The sequence below is a fragment of the Alcaligenes sp. HNGD-HTN06 genome, assembly GCF_049932565.1.
Taxonomy (GTDB): Bacteria; Pseudomonadota; Gammaproteobacteria; order Burkholderiales; family Burkholderiaceae_B; genus Alcaligenes; species Alcaligenes ammonioxydans.
Genome location: NZ_CP187782.1, coordinates 741,639 through 764,425, shown reverse-complemented (window position 1 = coordinate 764,425; position 22,787 = coordinate 741,639). Strand labels below are relative to the sequence as shown.

Annotated in this window: 18 protein-coding genes; 1 reads left to right on the top strand and 17 read right to left on the bottom strand. The window is 58.2% G+C overall.

Annotation, left to right across the window (positions count from 1 at the left end; genetic code table 11):
• Positions 1–78: 78 nt before the first annotated feature.
• Complete coding sequence (secA, locus tag ACOZ42_RS03540; protein ID WP_003803532.1) at positions 79–2,805, bottom strand: preprotein translocase subunit SecA; 2,727 nt, start codon at positions 2,803–2,805, stop codon at positions 79–81.
• A gap of 119 nt (positions 2,806–2,924) precedes the next feature.
• Positions 2,925–3,857, bottom strand: a complete 933-nt coding sequence (locus ACOZ42_RS03535; RefSeq protein ID WP_003803534.1) for a M23 family metallopeptidase — start codon at positions 3,855–3,857, stop codon at positions 2,925–2,927.
• A gap of 18 nt (positions 3,858–3,875) precedes the next feature.
• Here ACOZ42_RS03535 and ACOZ42_RS03530 point away from each other — a divergent pair, with 18 nt between their 5' ends.
• Positions 3,876–4,358 (top strand): DciA family protein, encoded by a 483-nt coding sequence (locus tag ACOZ42_RS03530; protein WP_003803536.1) that lies wholly within the window; start codon positions 3,876–3,878, stop codon positions 4,356–4,358.
• A gap of 33 nt (positions 4,359–4,391) precedes the next feature.
• Here ACOZ42_RS03530 and lpxC read toward each other — a convergent pair whose 3' ends face one another.
• The 15 genes from lpxC to mraZ all read right to left on the bottom strand — a co-directional run bounded on the left by lpxC (position 4,392) and on the right by mraZ (position 22,519).
• Positions 4,392–5,315, bottom strand: a complete 924-nt coding sequence (lpxC, locus tag ACOZ42_RS03525) for a UDP-3-O-acyl-N-acetylglucosamine deacetylase (protein WP_003803538.1) — start codon at positions 5,313–5,315, stop codon at positions 4,392–4,394.
• 210 nt (positions 5,316–5,525) lie between these two features.
• Positions 5,526–6,692 carry a cell division protein FtsZ gene (ftsZ, locus tag ACOZ42_RS03520; protein ID WP_039943740.1) on the bottom strand — a complete coding sequence of 389 codons (1,167 nt, stop codon included), beginning with the start codon at positions 6,690–6,692 and terminating at the stop codon, positions 5,526–5,528.
• Positions 6,693–6,862: 170 nt separating this feature from the next.
• Complete coding sequence (ftsA, locus tag ACOZ42_RS03515) at positions 6,863–8,089, bottom strand: cell division protein FtsA (protein ID WP_003803541.1); 1,227 nt, start codon at positions 8,087–8,089, stop codon at positions 6,863–6,865.
• A 7-nt stretch (positions 8,090–8,096) separates the two neighbouring features.
• Positions 8,097–8,888, bottom strand: coding sequence for a cell division protein FtsQ/DivIB (locus tag ACOZ42_RS03510; protein ID WP_003803543.1), 792 nt, complete (start codon positions 8,886–8,888; stop codon positions 8,097–8,099).
• 17 nt (positions 8,889–8,905) lie between these two features.
• The gene (locus ACOZ42_RS03505; RefSeq protein ID WP_003803545.1) at positions 8,906–9,856 is read right to left on the bottom strand and encodes a D-alanine--D-alanine ligase; all 951 of its coding nucleotides are present in this window, start codon (positions 9,854–9,856) and stop codon (positions 8,906–8,908) included.
• A complete protein-coding gene (gene murC / locus ACOZ42_RS03500; protein ID WP_003803547.1) occupies positions 9,853–11,259 on the bottom strand; it encodes a UDP-N-acetylmuramate--L-alanine ligase in 1,407 nt (468 codons plus the stop codon). Before murC ends, ACOZ42_RS03505 begins: the two co-directional genes overlap by 4 nt.
• Complete coding sequence (gene murG / locus ACOZ42_RS03495) at positions 11,256–12,329, bottom strand: undecaprenyldiphospho-muramoylpentapeptide beta-N-acetylglucosaminyltransferase (protein ID WP_426345551.1); 1,074 nt, start codon at positions 12,327–12,329, stop codon at positions 11,256–11,258. The genes murC and murG overlap by 4 nt, the downstream gene beginning before the upstream one ends.
• Positions 12,326–13,519 (bottom strand): putative lipid II flippase FtsW, encoded by a 1,194-nt coding sequence (gene ftsW, locus ACOZ42_RS03490; RefSeq protein ID WP_003803551.1) that lies wholly within the window; start codon positions 13,517–13,519, stop codon positions 12,326–12,328. Before ftsW ends, murG begins: the two co-directional genes overlap by 4 nt.
• Complete coding sequence (gene murD / locus ACOZ42_RS03485) at positions 13,516–15,045, bottom strand: UDP-N-acetylmuramoyl-L-alanine--D-glutamate ligase (protein WP_426345550.1); 1,530 nt, start codon at positions 15,043–15,045, stop codon at positions 13,516–13,518. The genes ftsW and murD overlap by 4 nt, the downstream gene beginning before the upstream one ends.
• Entirely contained in the window at positions 15,042–16,214 is a 1,173-nt protein-coding gene (gene mraY, locus ACOZ42_RS03480) for a phospho-N-acetylmuramoyl-pentapeptide-transferase (RefSeq protein ID WP_003803555.1), read from the bottom strand. The genes murD and mraY overlap by 4 nt, the downstream gene beginning before the upstream one ends.
• On the bottom strand, positions 16,204–18,981 hold the full coding sequence (gene murF / locus ACOZ42_RS03475) for a bifunctional UDP-N-acetylmuramoyl-L-alanyl-D-glutamate--2,6-diaminopimelate ligase MurE/UDP-N-acetylmuramoyl-tripeptide--D-alanyl-D-alanine ligase MurF (protein ID WP_059318687.1): 2,778 nt from the start codon (positions 18,979–18,981) through the stop codon (positions 16,204–16,206). Before murF ends, mraY begins: the two co-directional genes overlap by 11 nt.
• The gene (locus ACOZ42_RS03470) at positions 18,978–20,717 is read right to left on the bottom strand and encodes a peptidoglycan D,D-transpeptidase FtsI family protein (RefSeq protein WP_003803558.1); all 1,740 of its coding nucleotides are present in this window, start codon (positions 20,715–20,717) and stop codon (positions 18,978–18,980) included. The genes murF and ACOZ42_RS03470 overlap by 4 nt, the downstream gene beginning before the upstream one ends.
• The gene (gene ftsL / locus ACOZ42_RS03465; RefSeq protein ID WP_003803561.1) at positions 20,714–21,016 is read right to left on the bottom strand and encodes a cell division protein FtsL; all 303 of its coding nucleotides are present in this window, start codon (positions 21,014–21,016) and stop codon (positions 20,714–20,716) included. The genes ACOZ42_RS03470 and ftsL overlap by 4 nt, the downstream gene beginning before the upstream one ends.
• Entirely contained in the window at positions 21,013–22,083 is a 1,071-nt protein-coding gene (gene rsmH, locus ACOZ42_RS03460; protein WP_426345549.1) for a 16S rRNA (cytosine(1402)-N(4))-methyltransferase RsmH, read from the bottom strand. The genes ftsL and rsmH overlap by 4 nt, the downstream gene beginning before the upstream one ends.
• Before the next feature lie 7 nt (positions 22,084–22,090).
• The gene (gene mraZ / locus ACOZ42_RS03455) at positions 22,091–22,519 is read right to left on the bottom strand and encodes a division/cell wall cluster transcriptional repressor MraZ (RefSeq protein WP_003803565.1); all 429 of its coding nucleotides are present in this window, start codon (positions 22,517–22,519) and stop codon (positions 22,091–22,093) included.
• Between the last annotated feature and the right edge of the window lie 268 nt (positions 22,520–22,787).

Here is a 22,787-nt window from a genome sequence, read left to right as displayed (position 1 = left end):
GCCTTTACCCGAAAAAAAACCCCATGAACCGAAGATTCATGGGGTTGCTGCCAGCGTGCAGGACGATCTGAACCGGGATCAGTTCAATCGGCCATGACACTGCTTGTATTTCTTGCCACTGCCGCATGGGCAAGGATCGTTACGGCCCACACGTGGCACTTCGCCTTTGGCCACTTCATCCAGACCGGGATCCTCACCGCTCAGGGCAGCATCGTAGTCAGAATGATGGAAACGGACATTGGAGTTGGCGGGAACTTCAGCAGCGGCTTCCTCAACCTGCTCCGGCGTCTGGATACGTACCGTCATCAGCACCTTGACCACTTCGTCACGCACCCGATCCAACATATCGGAAAACAGCTCGAAGGCTTCGCGCTTGTATTCCTGTTTAGGATCTTTTTGGGCATAGCCACGCAGATGAATGCCCTGACGCAGATGATCCAGTGCCTGCAGGTGCCCGCGCCACTGTGTATCGATCGATTGCAACAGTACTGCACGCTCGAAATTACCCCAGTTGGGCTGACCGACCTGATCGATCTTGGCCTGCAACAGACGTTGGGATTCCTCGATAACACGATCGTGCAAATCGTCGTCTGTCAGGTTGGATTCTTTCTCCAGCATTTCGGCCAGAGGCAGATCAATCTGGAAAGTGCTTTGCAAGGCGGTGGTCAGGCCCGGAATATCCCATTGCTCTTCCATCGTGTCTTGCGGCACGTACTCACGGAACAGGCGGCTGACGGCCGCTTCACGCAAACTGCTGATCGTTTCCGTAATATCGCCCGACTCCAGCACCTCATTACGCTGGGCGTAGATCACCTTGCGCTGATCGTTGGCCACGTCATCGTACTGCAGCAGCTGTTTACGAATATCGAAGTTACGCGCCTCGACCTTGCGCTGGGCCGACTCGATGGAGCGCGTCACCATGCGGGCTTCGATAGGCTCGCCTTCTGGCAGACGCAGGCGCTCCATGATGGCGCGGACGCGATCGCCAGCGAAGATACGCATCAAGGAATCTTCCAGCGACAGGTAAAAACGCGACGAACCTGGGTCGCCCTGACGACCGGCACGACCACGCAACTGATTGTCGATACGTCGGGACTCGTGGCGCTCGGTGCCAATAATGCGCAAACCGCCAGCCTGTTTAACCTGCTGGTTCAGCGGCTCCCATTCGGCACGGATAGCCTGAATGCGAGCCTCTTTCTGCTCGGCACTCAGCGACTGATCTTCACGCACGGCGGAAATGGCACGCTCGATGCTGCCACCCAGCACAATGTCGGTACCACGACCGGCCATATTGGTGGCGATCGTGACGTGACCCGGCTTGCCAGCCTCAGCCACGATATCGGCCTCGCGAGCATGTTGCTTGGCGTTCAGAACCTCGTGCTTGACGCCGGCAGCGTTCAGGCGCGTGGAAATCAGCTCGGAGTTCTCGATGCTGGTGGTTCCCACCAGTACAGGCTGACCGCGTTCGTGACAGTCCTGAATATCTTTCAGAATGGCATTGAACTTCTCGTCATCGGTTTTGAAAACCTGATCGTTCTGATCTTTACGCGCCAAAGGACGGTTAGGCGGGATGATGACGGTTTCAAGGCTGTAGATTTCCTGGAACTCGTAGGCTTCCGTATCGGCCGTACCGGTCATGCCGGCCAGCTTGTCGTACATGCGGAAGTAGTTCTGGAAAGTAATCGAGGCCAGCGTCTGATTCTCGTTCTGAATGCGTACGCCTTCTTTTGCTTCCACCGCCTGATGCAAGCCATCGGACCAGCGGCGACCCGCCATCAAACGACCGGTAAATTCATCCACAATCACCACTTCACCATCCTGAACCACGTATTGCTGATCGCGGAAGAACAGGTTGTGGGCGCGCAAGGCGACCATCAGGTGGTGCATCAGGGAAATATGGCGTGGCTCGTACAACGACTCGCCTTCGGGCAACAGACCGATTTCCGTCAGAATCTGCTCGGCACGTTCGTGACCGGCTTCGGAAATATGGACCTGCTGACCTTTCTCGTCGACCCAGAAGTCGCCTTCAGGCTCGGGCTCGTGTGGACGAGGCTCTTGCGTCATGCGGGTCAGCATGGGCGGAACCACGTTCATGCGCACGTACAGCTCGGTATTGTCTTCGGCCTGGCCGGAGATGATCAGCGGTGTACGGGCTTCATCGATCAGGATGGAGTCAACTTCGTCGACAATTGCGTAGGACAGGCCGCGCTGGCGGCGATCCTCGGCGCGGTATTCCATATTGTCGCGCAGGTAGTCAAAACCGAATTCGTTATTGGTACCGTAGGTGATGTCCGCCTGATAGGCGGCAATCTTCTCAGCGTTGTCTTGCTGGGGAACCACCACACCCACGCTCATACCCAGGAAGTTGTACAGACGGCCCATCCAGGCGGCATCCCGTCGAGCCAGGTAATCGTTCACCGTCACCACATGCACGCCCTTACCCGAGAGCGCATTCAAATACACGGCCAAGGTAGCGGTCAGCGTCTTGCCTTCGCCCGTACGCATTTCTGCAATCTTGCCATTGTGCAAGGCAATGGCGCCGAGCATCTGCACGTCAAAGTGACGCATGCCAAACACACGGACACCCGCTTCGCGCACCACGGCAAAGGCCTCGGGCAGGAGCGAGTTAAGCGAGGCGCCATCCTGAACACGCTGGCGCAGCTCCTGCGTCTTGGCTGCCAAGGCCTCGTCACTGAGTCCCTGCATGGCAGGCTCAAGAGCATTAATCTGGGCGACCTGCTTACGGTACTGTTTGAGCAGTCGGTCGTTACGACTGCCAATAAGCTTTTTCAGCAATGAAACCATTCTTGTGTCGTCAATGTAGGCGAGGCCGCAAGGGCTTGAATCTGTGCCTCGAGCCTATCTCTGGTTAAAAGGGATGCGCAAGCAAACGATCAGTTTAACGCACATGCTGCAAGACGGAACTACTTGTCCGAATCCAATTGCGCGATCTGCTGCTCTACGTACTCACGCGCCGGCAGAAAAAGCTTGGGGTCCAGGGCGTGTCCGGCCATGCGCACTTCAAAATGCAGGTGCGAACCTGTGGACTGCCCGGTGGAGCCGACTCGGGCAATCAACTGCCCTTTTTCCACTACGTCGCCTAATTTAACAACGATCGAGGAAGCATGGGCATATCGCGTGCTCATGCCATTGCCATGGTTGATTTCCACCAGCTTGCCATACCCTGTCATGTAACGCGCCTCGGACACCACGCCGCCGGAGGCGGCATAGATGGGCGTACCCTTGGGAGCAGGAAAATCCAGGCCTTCGTGCAAAGCATGGCGACCCGAAATCGGGTGACGCCGCCAGCCAAAGGAAGACGCGACCTCATCGTAATCCACCGGGCGATAATTGGGCAGGCGGGCCTCGTTGCCGGTGCGCTCGGTCAGCACGCTGTCTAGCATCTGAAACCAGTCTTGCTGCTCGGACATCTGTTTGGCCAGATTGTCCAGTTGCTCGCCCAGACGATCGGCGTTCCACACCAGGTCGGCGCCATCCATGCTGTCCATCACGGCCAGATCCTGAACCGGCATGGAACCGGCCAGCTCCGGATCGGTGTACTCGATGCCCGCCGCCTTGGCAACGCGCTTGCTGACACCGTCCATTTCGATCAGCTTGGCCTGCAAACCGCCCACTTTTTCAGCCAGGCGGGTGACGTTGTCCTGCATCGCGGCGGCCTGGCTCTGGGCCATCTCCGTATCCAGCGAAACGCCGTTGCGCTCACTCCAGTGCGACTGCACCAGAGCGCCCGCCGCAGCAGAAACGCCCAGCGATACCAAGGCCACCACGGCGATCACCGTGCGGCGCACCCCTTTGGCTTTAACATCTAAGGACGTATAGTCTTTATGTTGATCCACTCTTGTATAACCTCGAACATGACCTGGAAGCCCCCTTTTTCCTCATCCGCGCCAAAACGCAGTAGCGGGCAAAGCCACGCTTTGGGTTGGCTGGCCAAGGACCAGCAAGGTTCCCAGGTACTGGAAATGGCCCGGCAGCTGATGGCAGCCCAGACCCATGTAAGCAAAGCCCTGCCCCCTGCTTTGGGCAAGGCCTGTAAAGTTGCACGTATAGACAGACAGCAATTGACGCTGGCAGTTCCCAGCGCAGCGCATGCGGCCAAGCTGCGTCAGCTTTTGCCCACCGTCACCCGACAGATGAATGCCGCTGGCTGGAACATTAGCGAGACGCTGGTTCACGTGCAAGCCCATTTGTTTGCAGCTGTGACAGAAAAGCCCGCACGCCAGGTACAAGTCCTGGACGAGCGGGCCCTGGAATCATTTGAAAAGCTGCATGACTCATTACCGCAAGGTCCTCTGGCCCAAGCCATCGAACGCCTGTTGCGTCATCATCGCAGTTAAACCGGGCGCGCAGATAGCGCCCTTACACACGTATCAAGCGAATTTCCACTCGCTGGAAAACGCATGAGGCGCGCTAGCCGCAGACTCGAACGTGACCAATTCCCAACTGTCCTGGGCGGCGAGCAGGGCACGCGCCAACTGGTTGTTCAGGCCGTGGCCGGATTTGCACGCTACATAACGGGCAATCAAGGGGTGGCCAATCAGGTACAAGTCGCCAATCGCATCCAGAATTTTGTGCTTGACGAACTCATCCTCGTAACGCAGACCGTCGCTGTTCAGGACGCGGTATTCGTCCATGACGATGGCATTGTCCAGACTGCCACCACGGGCCAGACCGGCCGCACGCAACGCCTCGACCTCGCTGGCAAAGCCAAAGGTGCGCGCACGTGAGATCGTCTTCACATACGAGTCATGCGCAAAATCCACCTCGGCAAAATTGGCCGTTGCATCAATTGCCGGGTGATGAAAATCAATCGAAAACTGAAGGGCAAAGCCTTCATAGGGCTCCAGACGGGCCCATTTAATGTCCTTTCCCTCGCCTTCAGAGACTTCAACGGGCTTGAGGACACGCAAAAATTTCTTGGGCGCTTCCTGCTCTTGCAAGCCGGCCGAGCGCAACAAATACACGAACGTGCCTGCGCTGCCATCCATGATGGGCACTTCTTCAGCAGTCAGGTCCACATGCAGATTATCAATACCCAAACCCGCAATGGCAGACATCAGGTGCTCAACCGTTGAGACACGAACATTGTCCTTGATGAGCACCGAGGCCATGCGCGTGCCACCGACCTTGTCGGCCTGCGCAGGCAGATCCACAATCTCCGGCAGATCAATACGGTGAAACACAATACCGGTGTCAGGCGCGGCGGGGCGTAATGTCAGCTCGACACGACGACCGGAGTGCAGGCCAACCCCTTTGGTACTGATGACATTTTTGATGGTGCGCTGACGGAGCATGGCTATTCTTGTATTTGTAAAGTGTTGTTCGCAAAGACTATTGTAACCGTAATACGGGTTATCCACTATACGCTTTCTAAAAACATACGCAATTGTCAAGCGTCAAACATAGCGACACTACGAAACACTTACGCCCCCTGAACGCGAACGCTCAGGGGGAGTCGTGGGAGAAATCAAATTGACGACTCGGGTAATCGCCGAACTTGATTTTTAATCAGCCTGCTTGCGCAAGAACGCCGGAATATCGAAATGATCCATACCGGCCGTCTCCAGAGCACGCACCTGAGCCGAGGCCTGGCTGCGTGGATTGCGGATAACCGCAGGCACATCCGCATTGGCGTAATCAGCACCAATCACGGGCATATTGTCCGTACCAGTACGTAACACTTCCTCGTTGTTTTGTACCAACTGTGGACGTGCTTGCTTGCGACCCAGACCCGTAGCCACGACCGTCACGCGCAGGCTGTCACCCATGGACTCATCGTAAGCCGTACCGAAGATGACGGTTGCATCTTCTGCGGCGTAACCACGGATGGTGTCCATGATTTCGCGGGTTTCGCGCATCTTCAGCGAGGACGAGGAAGTGATGTTCACCAGCATGCCGCGAGCACCGTGCAGGTCCACCCCTTCCAGCAATGGGCAGGCAATTGCACGTTCAGCCGCTTCGCGGGCACGGTTCGAGCCGGAGGCCACCGCCGTACCCATCATGGCTTGACCTTGCTCACCCATGATGGTTTTCACGTCTTCAAAGTCAACGTTCACATTCCCTTCAACATTGATGATCTCGGCAATACCGGCGCAGGCATTGTGCAGCACGTCGTCCGCCGCCTTGAAGCAATCGGCCTGAGTCGCATCCTCGTCCATCAAGTCGTACAGGTTTTCATTCAGTACCACGATCAGGGAGTGAACGTGCTTGCTCAGCTCCTCGATTCCTTCTTCGGCCATGCGCAGACGGCGGTTGCCTTCAAAAGAGAAAGGCTTGGTGACCACGCCCACGGTCAAAATGCCCAGCTCCTTGGCCACTTCAGCCACAACGGGGCTGGCACCGGTACCGGTACCACCACCCATACCGGCCGTAATAAACACCATGTTGGCACCGTTCAGGGCGGCACGGATTTCTTCACGAGCGGTTTCAGCAGCCGCACGGCCCTGATCGGGCTTGGCGCCAGCACCCAGGCCACTGCGTCCCAGACGGATCTGGATAGGAGCATCGCTGCTGGCCAGCGCTTGCGAGTCGGTATTGGCGCAAATGAAATCCACGCCCTGCACGCCCGACTTGATCATATGCGTCACTGCGTTGCCGCCTGCGCCGCCCACGCCCACGACCTTGATGACCGTGCCGCTGCTGCTGGTATCTAACATTTCAAAGTTCATCATGATTGACTCCCACTCAAACACTAATTAGTCAAGTTTCTACGTACTTCCCCGATACAACCAAAATTTGGAATCAGCTCAAAACATCTGCCAACCAGGGGGTTCGCACCCGGTTTGAACTGCCTCCCGGACCGCCCTTTCAGGCGGCCCGACCTGAGCGTCTTGCAACGCCCTTAATTCATAAACCATTCTTTCATGCGGGCCACCAGACCTTTGACACTGCCTTTTTGCTGTGCCACCTTGCGACCACGCGCACTTTGCAGGCGGGCTTCAGTCAACAGGCCCATCACCGTCGAAAAGCGCGGGTTGCGCATCACATCCGCCAGGCTGCCTTCGTAGCTGGGCACCGCAATACGCACCGGTTTCAGGAATACGTCCTCGGCCAGTTCCACAATGCCCGGCAACATGGCCGTGCCACCAGTCAGCACCACGCCCGACGACAGCAGATCTTCGTAGCCCGACTCGCGCAGGCTTTGTTGCACAAACGTGAACAACTCCTCGACGCGTGGCTCAATCACGGCACCTAAAGCCTGGCGCTTGACCTGACGGTTGGGACGATCGCCCAAACCGGGCACTTCGATCATTTCCTCGGGATGAGCCAGCGATTGCTTGGCAACCCCAAAGCGCAACTTGATTTCTTCCGCATCTGGCGTCGGCGTGCGCAGCATGGCAGCGATATCGCTGGTGATCTGGTCGCCGGCAATCGGGATCACATCGGTGTGACGGATGGCACCGCCGGTGTAAATGGCAATATCGGTCGTACCGCCGCCAATATCCACCAGCACTACGCCCAGCTCTTTCTCATCGGCCGTCAGGCAGGACAGGCTGGAGGCCAAAGGCTGCAAGATCAGATCCTGCACTTCCAGGCCGCAACGGCGCACGCACTTGACAATGTTCTGGGCGGCACTGACGGCACCAGTCACAATGTGTACCCGCACTTCCAGACGCAGCCCGCTCATGCCGATAGGCTCGCGGATGTCCTCTTGCGAGTCCACGATGAATTCCTGCGTCAGCACATGCAGCACCTGCTGATCGGTAGGGATATTTACGGCCTTGGCCGTTTCGATCACACGCGCCACATCCGTGGCGGTCACTTCCTTATCCTTTACCGCCACCATGCCACTGGAGTTGAAGCTGGTGATGTGGCTGCCCGCAATTCCGGTATAGACTTCGCGGATCTTGCAGTCAGCCATCAGCTCGGCCTCTTCCAGCGCACGCTGAATGGAATTGACCGTCGTCTCGATATTGACGACTACCCCTTTGCGCATGCCCTGGGATTCATGCTGGCCCAGACCAAGCACTTCAAACCGGCCTTCCGGCAGCACTTCGGCTACCACCGCAACCACTTTGCTGGTGCCGATATCCAATGCAACGATCAGGTCTTTGATGTCACGAGTCATATGTTCTTTACTTCACAGGGGTAGATGAAACCGGAGCCAGCGTTATCGCAAAGCCATTCGGGTAACGTAAGTCGGCACTTTGCAAAGCACGGTCGCCAAGCCGCTGCATCAAGGCAGGCCATGCCTGCACAAATCGTTCAACACGAACCGCAAAGGGCAAAGCCCCTTTACGACCGTGGGGGTCTGCAATATCCGCTGCCGGGTCGCGGCCCAGGCTCAGCTGCATTCCGTTGGACAACACCACATCCCAGGCATAGCGCGGGCTCAGGGTCACTTCACTGACCTGCACGTCCAGAGGTCCGAACCAGCGAGCCAGCTCGGCATACCGTTGCACCACCAGACGCTCCGAGTTCGGAGGGCCGCTTAACTGGGGCAAATCCATTTCATCGGGCACCACGGCCTTATTGGCAGAAAACGATTCACCCCAGGTGTTGATCATTTCGTCTTCATTCCAATAGGCCAGCGGCTGCTGCTCTTCAATCCGTACTGACAGGCTGTTGGGCCAGACGCGCCGGATCTGCGCGCGTCGTACCCAGGGGGCCGTTTCAATCAAGGCGCGGGATTGGTCCAGATCGACGGTGAAGAAGTTGCCTTGCAGGCGACCGGCGATAGTGGCTTTCACCCCTTCTGCCGTGACGTAGGCCAGCGGCTCGCCTTGCGTGGACTCGATCTGAATGCGCTCGATATTGAAGTACGGACGACGCACAGCCCAAATCACAACACCGATCACCAATGCCGATACTGCTAGCAGAGCCAGCGTATTGGCGATCAGGTTGGTCAGACGTGCATCGGAAAACATGAATCAGGCTCCCCGTTCTATAGGCTGCGGGCAATAGCCTGCACTTTGCAGCGGGCTGTTGCCAAAATGTTCACGCACAACTGGGCATAGCTGATGCCCTCCGCTTTGGCTGCCATCGGCACCAGCGAGTGGCTGGTCATGCCAGGAGAGGTGTTCATCTCCAGCAACCAGGGACGATTTTGCTCGTCCAGCATAAAGTCGGCACGGCCCCAGCCTTCACAGCCCAGCGCATTAAAGGCGCGGACCGACAAATCCTGGATGTGGGCCGTCAATTCAGGCGACAAATCCGCCGGGCAGAAGTATTGGGTTTCGTCCGAGTAGTACTTGTGCTCGAAGTCGTAGTTACCCTGGGGCGCCACAATATCGATGACGGGCAAGGCGCGTGCCTGCTCACCCTGGCCGATAATGGGCACCGTCAGCTCGCGACCACGAATGAATTGCTCAGCCAGCACAACCGTGTCGTAATGCATGGCGGTTTCAAAGGCGGCGACCGCCTGATCGGCACGGTCCACACGCACGACACCGACCGTAGAACCTTCGTGGGGCGGCTTCATGATCAGCGGTACGCCCAGACGCTCCACTGCCCCAGCAACCTGGCTGACATGATCCAGCTGCGCAAAGCCGGGGGTTGGCAGACCCAGGTGCTGCCACACATGCTTGGTCATGATCTTGTCCATGGCCAGGCTGGAGGCCATCACACCGCTGCCGGTGTAAGGGATGCCCAACCATTCCAAGGCTCCCTGCAACGTGCCATCTTCGCCGTAACGACCATGCAAAGCGATAAACACACGATCAAAGCCAGCCTGCGCCAGTTCGGTCAATCCTTTCTCGCCCATATCGAACAAATGCGCGTCCACACCCATGCTACGCAGGGCTTCATGCACACCTTGACCGGACATCAAGGACACTTCCCGTTCGGCGGACTTGCCGCCGTACAACACGCCGACCCGACCAAAATCCGCAGTCATGCCATTTCTCCCAGTTGAGCAGGAATCCGGCTGATGGACCCTGCACCCATTACCAACACCACATCGCCGTCACGGACAAAGTCCAGTACGGCTTGTGCCATATCGCTGATTTCGGCCACGAAAATGGGTTCGACCTTGCCGAGCACACGCACTGCGCGACTCAAGGCTCGGCCATCGGCGGCCACAAGGGGGGCCTCGCCAGCGGGATACACTTCTCCGAGAAGAACCGCATCGGCCTGGCTGAGCACCTGCACGAAATCTTCAAAGCAATCACGGGTACGCGTATAGCGGTGCGGCTGGAACGCCAACACGATCCGGCGATCTGGCCAAGCACCCCGTGCGGCCGCCAAGGTAGCAGCCATTTCGACAGGATGGTGACCATAATCGTCAACAACGGTAAACGTGCCGCCGCCTTGCGACTGGGGAACCGGGAAGTCGCCCACCAGGGAGAAACGACGGCCCACACCGGTAAACTCTTTCAGACCGCGGGCAATGACCTCGTCGCTCACGCCCAGTTCCGTGGCCACGGCGATAGCCGCCAAGGCATTGAGTACATTGTGTTTTCCGGGCAGGTTCAGGCACACGGACAACAAGGGAAGGTCGCCGCTCGCCCCCTTGCGCTGCACATCAAAACACATGGTGGTACCACGGCTTTCAATGTTGACTGCACGTACCTGAGCCTCCGTATCAATGCCATACGTGGTGACAGGGCGCGATACAAAAGGAATGATTTCGCGTACATTGGCATCGTCGTTACAGACGATGGCACTACCGTAGAACGGCAGACGGTGTGTGAAATCGATAAAGGCGCTTTTCAGTCGGGCCACATCATGACCATAGGTATCCATATGGTCCACGTCGATATTGGTGATGATGGCCATCACCGGCAACAGGTTCAGGAACGAAGCGTCGGATTCGTCAGCTTCCACCACGATGTAATCGCCCTGCCCGAGTCGGGCGTTGGCACCGGCTGAATTCAGGCGCCCGCCAATCACAAAAGTCGGGTCCAGATCGGCGGCCCCCAGCAAACTGGCCACCAGACTGGTGGTGGTGGTCTTGCCGTGAGTACCGGCCACCGCAATGCCGCGCTTCAGGCGCATCAGTTCAGCCAGCATCAGGGCGCGAGGCACCACAGGAATGCGCGCAGCACGAGCAGCCAGCACTTCGGGGTTATCGCCGGCAATCGCGGTCGATGTGACGATCGCGCCCATGCCGGCGACGTTTTCCGCCTTGTGGCCGATAACAATACGGGCGCCAAGCTGCTCCAGGCGACGAGTGACCGCCGTTTCCTGAATATCGGACCCACTGATGGCAAAGCCCAGGTTCAGCATGACCTCGGCAATGCCGCTCATGCCCGAACCGCCAATCCCTACAAAATGAATACGTTGAATGCGGTGTTTCATCTCACCCTCCTTGCCGCCTGCTGACATGCTTCGGCAATTTGCTGCGTGGCATTCAACTGTGCATGTTCTTGCGCGTGGCTGGCCACACGACTTAACTCTTCACGATCCAGCCCTTGCAACCACTGTGCAAGCCACTGGGCCGTCAACTCCGATTGTTTCTTGAGCCACGCGCCCGAACAGTCGCTCAGATAACGGGCGTTGGCTGTCTGGTGGTCGTCAATGGCATGACGTAGCGGCACAAACAGGGCGGCCACCCCAATGGCGGCAACTTCGGCCACCGTCATGGCGCCAGCTCGGCAAATCAGCACATCAGCCTCTTTCATGGCCTGCGCCATGTCACCAATAAAGGCAGTGCACTCGGCCTGCACCTGATGCTGTGCATAGCGTTGTTGCAAGCTGTCCAGATGCTGCTGGCCGGACTGATGCGTGATCTGCGGGCGCTGCTCGGGCGGGATCAAGGCCAAGGCCTCGGGTACCACCTGGTTCAGCGCGGCGGCCCCCAGGCTGCCACCCACCACCAACAGGCGCAAGGGACCGCTACGTTTGGCATAGCGTTCAGCGGCAGGGCCTTGACCCACGAAGGCGTCCCGCACCGGGTTGCCGACTGTCACCGCACCGGGCAAGGCGCCGGGAAAACCGGTCAGCACGCGGGTCGCCATTTTGGCCAGATAGCGGTTAGCCGTTCCCGCCACCGCATTTTGCTCATGCACCACCAGCGGGCGACGCGACACAAAGGACATCAGCCCCCCCGGAAAGGCGACATAGCCGCCCATGCCCAGCACGACATCCGGTTTGGCTTGCTGCAGACAGCGATGCGCCTGCCAGCAGGCACTGAGCAAGGTAAAGGGTAAGGAGAGCAACGCTTTCACGCCTTTGCCTCGTAATCCGGAAAATCGCAGAGGCAGCATTTTAATCCCATGCTGAGGAACCAGGCTACCTTCCATACGCTCTGGATGCCCCAGCCACAGCACGTTCCAGCCGCGCTGCTGCATGGCCTGTGCCACGGCCAGACCAGGCATGATATGCCCGCCCGTGCCGCCTGCCATGATCAGAATGGTTGGCGTGCTCATGTGCGCTTACCTCGCATCATTTGCCGGTTCTCAAAATCCACCCGCAGCAACAAGGCAAAGGCCATCAGATTCATCACAATCCCCGAGCCGCCATAACTGACCAAAGGCAAGGTCAGCCCTTTGGTCGGCAACAGACCCAGCACCACGCCAATGTTGATGAAAGCCTGCACGCCAAACCACAAAGCCACGCCTTGGGCAACGATGCCGCTAAAAAGACGATCCATTGCACTGGCCTGGCGGCCGATATTGAAGCTGCGCCAGACCAGAAAGCCAAAGGTCAGGATCAGGGCGGAAACACCCACAAAACCCAGTTCCTCGCCTATCACGGCAACGATAAAGTCGGTATGCGCTTCAGGCAGGTAATGCAGCTTTTCCACGCTGGAACCCAGGCCCACCCCAAACCATTCGCCACGACCCAGCGCAATGAGCGAATGCGACAGCTGATAAGCACTGCCATAGGCGTTATCAGGATTCCAGGGGTCCAGATAAACGAAAAGCCGCTCCCGACGCCAGGGAGAGAGCCAGATCAGCAAAAGAAAACTGCTGACCAGTATGCCCAGCAACGCCGAGAACAACTTGCCATTGATTCCGCCGATAAACAAAATGCCCACGGCAATGGCCACAATCACCATGAAGGCGCCCAGATCGGGCTCCATCAGCAACAGAACCCCCACCAGGCCCAAGGCCACAGCCATAGGCAAAAAGCCCCGCACAAAGGTTTGCAAATGCTGCTGCTTGCGCACCGTGTAATCGGCGGCGTACAGCACCATGGCTACCTTCATCAGTTCCGAGGGCTGGAAGTTGATGATGCCCAGGGGCAACCAACGGCGCGCCCCGTTCACCTCACGACCAATGCCGGGAATCAGAACCACCAGCAAAAGAAAAATGGAAAATGCAAACAGGGGGACGGCCAGCTTCTGCCAGACCCGCATGGGTACGGTGGCCGTGAACATGGCCAGCACCACCCCAACCACAATGAACAGAGCGTGGCGAATGACAAAATAGTAGCGGCCGTAGCTTTCATAGCGTGGTCCGTCTGCCAGAGCGATCGAGGCCGAGTACACCATCAGCAGCCCGAACAGGGTCAGCATCAGCGTGGCCGCCAACAAGGGGCGATCAAACACGGGTAATGCCGTACGTCCAGGGCGAACGGCATTGACACCCGAGGTCAGCTCAGCAAACAGACTCATGCCAGCTCTCCTCTATCCAGAGCCATTTCAGTGACTGCCGCCACAAAGCACAGACCACGATGGTGATAGCTCTTGAACATATCCATGCTGGCGCAGGCAGGCGACAGCAACACCACATCACCCGAACGCGCTTGCCCGGCGGCAGCCTGCACGGCCGCTTCCAAGCCCTCGCAAAAACGATGAGGAATATCGTGGGCCTGCAAAACAGCAGCGATCAATCTGGCATCCTGGCCGATCAAGAACACCTCTGCCACGCTATGCTTGGCGGCCATCGCCAAAGGTTCAAAGTCCTGACCCTTGCCCAAACCTCCCGCAATCAGCCAGACACGCTGATCAAAGCCACACAGGGCAGCAACAGTAGCGCCCACATTCGTGCCTTTGCTGTCGTCCAGATACTGAACGCCATCGAGCACACGTACCAGCTCCACACGATGAGGTTCGCCTTGATAGGTGCGCAGGCCATTGAGCAGCTCGGCCCAACCCAGCCCCAGGCAGCGGGCCAGCAAAAGGGCGGCTTGTGCATTCAAGGCGTTATGACGACCCTTGATCTGCAAGGCCTCAACCGGCATCAGCCGCTTCAGGCCCCCTTTGCCACGAACAGTTCCTGCCGCGGCTGCGTGACGTTTTTTCAGGCCGGTGGCGGGCAGCTCAAAATCGGTAGGCTCGTTGGCCACCAGCCATTGCATGCCACCATCGGTCTGCAAGCCCAGATCACCCAGCAACACGGGCTTGTCCAGCCCAAAGCTGCGCACGGATTCCTGACTGGCATCGGGAATCATCGCCATGACGACAGGATCGTCACGGTTGACCAGAGCCACATCGCACATGCCATACAAACGCTGTTTGGACTGAACGTAGGCGTCCATGCCGCCATGCCAATCCAGGTGATCCTGGGAAATATTCAACACGACCGCCGCATCGGCCCGCAGACTGAACGTGCTATCGAGCTGGAAGCTGGACAACTCAAGCACCCACACTTGGGGCAAAGCCTGACTTTCCAGAGCATCGCACAAGGCAGTCAAGGCAGCAGGGCTGATATTGCCCACGGCCCGCGCAGAGATACCGGCTTGCTCCAGCAAGTGGCGTGTCATGGCTGTAACGGTGGTTTTACCGTTGGTGCCGGTCACGGCGAGCACGCGGCTTTCCTGCCCTTGATCGGCCAGGTCCTTCAAGGCCCGAGCAAACAGCTCGATCTCGCCGATGATCTCGATGCCACGCTCCCGAGCCTGAGCCAAAAAGGCGGCCAGGGTGGGCTCCAGCGGCGACAGACCGGGACTGAGCACCAGCGTGTGTACATCCTTCAGGCTTTCGGTTTGCAAGGCCTGCGTGCCCAGACGCACATCCAGCGGCTCGCGGCTCAGCGCCTGGAGCATGTCCAGACCCTGCACCGTTTCACGCGTATCCGCCAAACGGACACCGGCTCCCTGGGCCAAGCACCAGCGAGCCGCAGCAAAGCCGGTCTCGCCTAACCCGAGGATAAGCATGAGACCGTCTTTGCGGATCGAAGGAAAACTCAGGGCATTCATCGCAATTTCAATGTAGACAGACCAATCATGACCAGCATCATGGTGATGATCCAGAAGCGGACCACCACCTGGGTTTCTTTCCAACCGCTGACTTCAAAGTGATGATGCAGCGGTGCCATCCGGAATATTCGCCTTCCCTGCCCGTAGCGCTTCTTGGTGTATTTGAACCAGGTCACCTGCAGCATGACCGACAAGGTTTCGACCACAAACACGCCACCCATAATGAACAGCACAATTTCCTGGCGTACGATCACGGCAATCGTGCCCAGCGCCCCGCCCAGGGCCAGTGCCCCTACGTCACCCATGAACACTTGCGCGGGATAGGCGTTGAACCACAGAAAAGCCAGACCCGCACCAGCGATGGCCGCGCAGATCACCAGCAGTTCGCCCGCGCCGGGTATATAGGGAAACAACAGATATTTGGAGTAGTCCACCCGACCGACAACGTAGGCAAAAATACCCAGGGCGGAACCCACCAGCACGGTGGGCATGATGGCCAGCCCATCCAGACCATCGGTCAGATTGACAGCGTTGCTCGAGCCCACAATCACCGCCCAGGTCAAGACCACAAAACCGAGCACACCCAGCGGGTAACTCACAGACTTGAAAAAGGGCACGATCAGGTCAGCCTGAGCCGGCAGGGACATGGTGAAACCGCTCAAGACCCATTCTTTGAACAAAGGCCACAATTCGGTGTTGGCAGGCACGGACACGGCAAAGCTCAGGTACACAGCCGCGATCATGCCGATCAAGGCTTGCCAGAAAAACTTTTGCCGAGAGGACATGCCCTCGGGGTCACGGTTCACCACTTTCTTGTAGTCGTCTGCCCAGCCAATCCAGCCAAAACCAAAGGTCACCAGCAAAACGACCCATACAAAACGATTGGTCCAGTCTGCCCACAACAGGGTGCTGATACCGATGGAGATGAGAATGAGCACACCGCCCATGGTGGGGGTGCCGTTCTTTTGCAAATGCGACTCGGGGCCATAGGCACGCACAGCCTGACCAATTTTCAGCTCAGTCAGCTTGCGAATAACCCAGGGACCCGCCAACAAGCCAATGGCCAGGGCGGTTGCGCTGGCCAAAATAGCACGCAGGGTGATGTACTCAAACACCGCGAAGGCGCGAATATGATCGTCCGAGAGCCAGCGTGCCAGTTCAAGAAGCATGGGTAGCCCCCTCGTTACGGGAGAAGTGGCTCTCCAGCGCAGCCACCACGCGCTCCATGCGGGCGCTGCGCGACCCCTTGATCAGCACATGGGACGGCTCCAGGGCCAGCAGGTAAGACACCATGTCTTCCAGAGTTTCGAACTGATGCGCACGCGCGCCAAAGGCTTGGGCGGCATGACTCGCATCGCCTCCCAGGGTCAGCAACTCATCCATGCCCCGCTCTTTGGCATAGGCACCCACTTCGGCATGCAGTTCGGAGCTGTTGTCACCGATCTCGGCCATATTGCCCAGCACCAGCACCTTGCGTCCTTTCAGTTGGGCCAGCACATCAATGGCGGCACGTACCGAATCCGGGTTGGCGTTGTAGGTATCGTCAATCAGTTGATAACCGGAGGACAGTTGCTTGGGCTGCATGCGGCCCGTTACAGGACGGAAGCTCTCCAAGCCTTGCACAATCGCAGTCAAGGGAGCACCGGCGGCATGTGCACATGCCGCTGCGGCCAAGGCATTACGCAGATTATGAATACCAGGGCTGTGCAGGGTCAGGGCCGTAGACTGGCCGGCCACGTGCAGCACAAAGCGGGTTTGAGCAGGTTCGACGAACATGTCCGCCGCAAAAACGGTTTCCTGGCCGCTGAGACCAAAACGCAATACAGCGCGCGCCCCTGCCCGTTCAGCCCACATGGCGCTAAACGCATCGTCATCCGGAATGACCAAGGCACCATCCTGAGGCAGCGCATCAATGACAGCGCCATTTTCACGCGCCACCGCTTCCACGCTGTGCATGAACTCCTGGTGTTCGCGCTGGGCATTATTAATCAGAGCGATCGTGGGCCGTACCATCGCGGCCAGCACGGCGATCTCACCGGGGTGGTTCATGCCCATTTCAAGTACCGCGGCTTTATGCTCGGCACTCAGGCGCAGGATGGACAGGGGAACGCCCAGATCATTATTCAGGTTGCCGCGGGTGGCCAGGCTTTCCGACTCGCCCAGCCAGGCACGCAAAATCGCAGCAATCATTTCCTTGGTCGTTGTCTTGCCATTGCTGCCGGTCACGCCGATCATGGGAATGTCAAAACGCGAACGCCACTCGGTGGCCAGACTCATCAAGGCACGACGGGTATCGCCCAGCACAATTTGCGGCAGGTCCACACCAGGATCACGCTGCGCCACAATCGCCGCAACGGCACCCTGCTCCTTGGCTTTTTCCAGATAGCGGTGACCATCAAACTGCTCACCACTCAGGGCCAGAAACACCTCGCCTTTGCTCAGGCTGCGCGAATCCGTGCTCAAGCGTACGCCACGCAACCACAGCAAGGCGGCTTTCGCCCAGTCGGTGTCATCAAACACCGAGCGCTCGCCTTGTACTTCCTGATAGGTTTCATGGCCTTTGCCGGCCAGCAATACGATATCTTCCGGGCTGGCCGCCCAGATGGAGGACAGAATGGCACGGGCGCGATCCATTTGTACCGCTGGCGCCTCTGGCATGCCGGCCACAATCTGGCGAATGATCTCGGCGGGGTCTTCAAAACGGGGGTTGTCTGTGGTCACCAGCACGCTGTCGGCCAGACGGGCTGCCACCTCGCCCATGATGGGACGCTTAGTGGTGTCGCGATTACCGCCACAACCAAAGACACAAATCAGCTTGCCGCCGCGCACACGGGCGACATCGCGCAGGGCTTGCAGGGCGCGCTCCAAGGCATCGGCCGTGTGGGCATAGTCCACCACAACCAGCGGCAAGGGCGAACGACCCGCCGTGCTCTTGGGTGTCACGATCTGCAAGCGGCCGGGAACCGACTCCAGCTTGTCCATGATACGAGCGATCTTGGACACAGGCCAGCCCACTTCCTGCAGCACACCGGCCACCAGCAAGAGGTTGGCCACGTTATGCTCACCGAGCAGATGGGTGAGAATCTGGGCGGTGCCATGAGTAGTAACCAGATTGAATACCTGGCCATCAGCACCGGTATGCACGTCCTGTGCCAGCAAATCCACATCGGGCTGGCTCATGGAGTAAGAAATCACACGCGCAGCCAGACCGGCCTGCATCAACTCACGGCCCATTGCATCATCAGCATTTACCACAGCGCTGCGCAAACCGGGCCAGCTGAACAGACGCAATTTGGCCTGCTTGTAGGCTTCCATGCTGTGGTGATAGTCCAGATGATCGTGGGTCAGGTTGGTAAACCCGGCAATATCAATACGGACACCATCCAGACGACCCTGCTCCAGACCGATGGACGAAGCTTCCAGCGCAACGGCATTGCCGCCTTGGGCACGAATAGCGGCCAGGCTACGGTGCACGGTCAATACATCCGGAGTAGTCAGGACACCCCCCAGATTGGAGCCATCGGGCAAGGTCACGCCCAACGTACCAATAGTGCCGCAAGGCACTTGAGAGTGATTCAGGGCGGAAGCCACCCACTGCACGGTCGATGTTTTGCCATTGGTGCCGGTCACAGCCACCACAGTCATGGCCTCGGAAGGACGTCCCCACCATTGGTGGGCCACTTCACCGAGCAAGGCGCTCAGGTTGGGGACCTGCAACACAGGCACGCCAGGATCGACAGCCTGATCGCCCTGCTCGCGCACAATGGCGACGGCCCCCTGCTGCACAGCCTGAACTTCATATTCACGACCATCCCCATGGTAGCCACGGCAAGCAAAAAACGCGTCACCCGCCTTGATCTGGCGGGAATCCAAACACAGATTGGCCGTGGGCGCGACATGCTGCGCCAGCCACTCCAATATTGCTGCGGCGTTCATCGTACATTCTCCGTACCGGGGCCAACAGCCACCAGCGAATCTATGGGCGCATCAGGCTGGACACCTAGGCGTCGCAAGCTCCGGGCCACAATTTCTGAAAAAACAGGCGCGGCAATACGCCCGCCGTAGTAGTTGGAACTATGGGGCTCGTCAATGGTGACGGCCACGACAATACGAGGATCGGAGACAGGCGCAAAACCGACAAAAGAGCCGCGATACAAGGACTTGCTGTAGCGTCCGTCCACAATCTTGCGCGCTGTACCGCTCTTGCCGGCTACGCGATACCCCTGAACCTGAGCCAGACGGGCGCCTGCCGGGCCGGCCGCAGCCTCCAGCATGGCACGCACTTCCGCAGCGACTTTGGGAGTGTAGACCTGAACACTGGCCGGTTTGCCTTCACGCTTGAGCAAAGTCATGGAGACCATGTCGCCATTACGCGCAAACGCCGTGTAGGCGTGGGCAATCTGCAGCAGGGAAACAGACAGGCCATAGCCATACGACATGGTGGCGCGTTCAATCGGACGCCAGCGCTCCCAGGGACGCAGCCGCCCACTGGCAATGCCCGGAAAATCGGCCTGAGGAGAACGGCCAAAGCCCAGCTCGGTAAACTTGTTCCACATTTCCTGCGAGGTCAGCCGCTCGGAAATCATGGTCATGCCAATATTGCTGGAACGACGCAAAATGCCGGCCGCATCCAGCATGCCGTTATTGCGGCTGACGTCGCTGATCACGCTGCCCTGATACCGATACTGGCCATTGCCTGTATTGAACTGGGTGGAGGTCGTGATGCGGTTGATGTCCAGCGCCAAGGCGACGGTGAACGGCTTCATGATCGAGCCGGGCTCAAAGGTGTCAGTCAGGGCACGGTTACGCAGGGCCGGACCCTTGCGGTCATCCCTGTCGTTGGGGTTGTAGGTAGGCAGATTCACCAGGGCCAGAATTTCCCCGGTTTTGACGTCCATGACCACGGCAGCCGCGGCATTGGCCTTGACGTCCTCCATCCCTTTTTTCAGTGCGGTGTAGGCATCAAACTGCAGGCCAGCATCAATCGACAAATGCAGGTCCTGGCCGTGAGTAGGCGGAATGATGGCGCGAACGTCTTCGACGACACGACCCAGACGATCCCGAATCACACGGCGCGAACCCGGTGTGCCCGACAAGGCGGAGTTGAAGGCCAGCTCAATACCTTCAATGCCTTGGTCCTCAATATTGGTAAAGCCCACAATGTGCGCCATCACATCCCCTTCGGGATAGAAGCGCCGCATTTCTTCCTGCTGGTGGATGCCCGGTATTTTCAGTTCCGCAATCTGGGCGGCAACGTCCACGTCCACTTGCCGCTTGATATAGACGAAATTGCGGTCCTCAACAGACAAACGGCGCTCGATATCGGACTGGCCCATACCCAGCAGCTTGGCCAGTTGACCGATCTGCTCGGGCTTGGCATTGCGGGCATCATCGGGAATGGCCCAAATAGCCTTGACCGGCACACTGGAGGCCAGCACAACAGACCCGCTACGGTCAAAAACCTTGCCACGCATGGGCGGCAGCACCTGGGTGCGCTCATAACGGCGCTCACCCTGCTGCTGCAAAAATTCGGTGGACAGGCCCTGTAAGTACAGGGCTTTGACGATCAATGCCCCAAAGCCCAGAAATAAAAGAACCAGCACCAAACGTGAGCGCCAGAACGGAATCTGCACGCTCAGGACGGGATTGTCGTGATAGCCGAATCGTCTCATGGGCGCCCCCCGGGCTGCGCCTGATTCGAACTCAACTCACCGCCTTGCAAGTAAAGCGTACGCTCCGGGGAGCTAAGCACCAGACCCAGCTCGTTGCGGCCGATGTCATCCACCCTGGCGTTACGCGCCAGTTCGGCACGCTCCAATTGCAAGCGACGCCAATCCGTATCGAGCTCACGGGCCTTGGTGACCAAACGATCGGTTTGCACGAACAGCTCGCGCGCCTGATAGCGCGCCGTCACCAGGGAGATGGCCGACAGCATCAACACCAAAGAAAGGGTGATGACCAGGCGCATCATCGGCGGCCTCGCTTGCCAGCAGGCTGACGGCGGTAGGCGGCCTGTTGCAGCAGACGATCACTGGCGCTGCGCATCCAGTCCTGGGGAATGGGGGTAGCGGTGCGTTGCACCACGCGTAGTACCGCCGAGCGGGCTCGGGGATTGTCGCTGGACTCCTCATCCGTGGGCAGGATTCTGCCCAGCGACTGCACCAACGGTTGGGGCAAGTCTTTTTCAAGAATGGGTAGACGTGACTGTTCCTGCGCAGGGCGCGCAGCCGCGTTCATGAACTGTTTGACCATACGGTCCTCCAGCGAATGAAATGCAATCACCGCAAGCCTGCCACCCGTCGCCAATCGACTCAGAATTGACGGAAGCGCGTGCGCGAGCTCTTCGAGCTCACGATTGAGGTAAATCCGTATAGCCTGGAAGGTCCTGGTTGCCGGATGTTGACCCTTTTCGCGCGTGCGGACGACACTGGCGACGAGCTCGGCGAGATCACGCGTTGTATGTAGCGGGCGGGATTGGCGGCGATCAACAATCGCCTTTGCAATCTGGAAAGCAAACCGTTCTTCGCCATATTCTGCAATGACCTCCTTTAAATCTTCCACGCTGACGTCGGCCAGCCACTGTTCAGCGGTCAAACCGCCGCTGGTATCCATGCGCATGTCCAAAGGACCTTCACGCATGAAAGAAAAACCTCGTTGCGCGTCATCGATCTGAGGCGATGAAATGCCCAGATCCATCATGACGCCCTGCAATGGACCTGCATCCAGTTCATCCAGCGCCTGGGCCAGATCACCAAAACCACTATGCACCACCGTCACGCGGCTATCTTGTGCGGCCAGCTCCTGGGCCACGGCAATGGCCTGCGGGTCCTTGTCGATCACAATCAGGCGCCCCTGAGGACTTAGGTGCGACAGCAACAAGCGGCTGTGCCCACCCCGACCAAACGTGCAATCTACGTACACACCATCGACCTGCCCGTGCAGTATGGGGTTCTGCGCCCAGCGCCGAGCCTCAAAGGACGGATCCACGAGGGCCGCCACCGTAGGCTCCAGCAGCACGGATCGATGTACCAGCGTCATGACTTACTCAGAAAGAAAAAGTGTCGAATACGTCTGTGGAGTTCTCTGCCAGATCCTGGGCCTGTCGGCGTTCCAGTTCCTGCGCATTCCACAACTCAAAATGGGTGGCCATACCCAGCAACATGGCGTCGCGCTCCAGACCAACTGCCGCGCGCAGTTCGGGAGCGATCAATATCCGACCAGCGGAGTCCAGATCAACGTCCTGAGCACTGCCCAGCAGCAGGCGTTGCAAGAAACGGGCACTCATGGGAAAGCGGGCAATCTGTTCGCGCTTTTCTTCCCACACACTGCGCGGATACACCAGCAAACAGCCGTCGGGATGGCGAGTGAGGGTCAAGCGGCCTTGTTCCTGCTGCAAAAGCGCGTCACGGTGCCGGGTCGGAATAGACATCCGCCCCTTTGCATCCAGTGTGAGTGCGCTGCTGCCTTGGAACACTTTTTCCCCCCACTTTTTTACACTATTTCCTACTTTTCCCCACTCTACGGGGGAAAGCCTTTGCGGTCAAGGCAGTGGTTGCAATTTTTTCAATCACAACAAGCACTTAGCGCACTATCCAAGAAGTGGCTAAAAAAAAATACTGAGTGAAATCAAGAAATTGCAGGGCGCATTAAAAGTGAATTGTTATAAAAACGCGCACGAGCGACTCTTGCCAAGGATTCATCGTCCTTAACAATTGCTTTCAAATGTGCGAAATCGGAGCAAT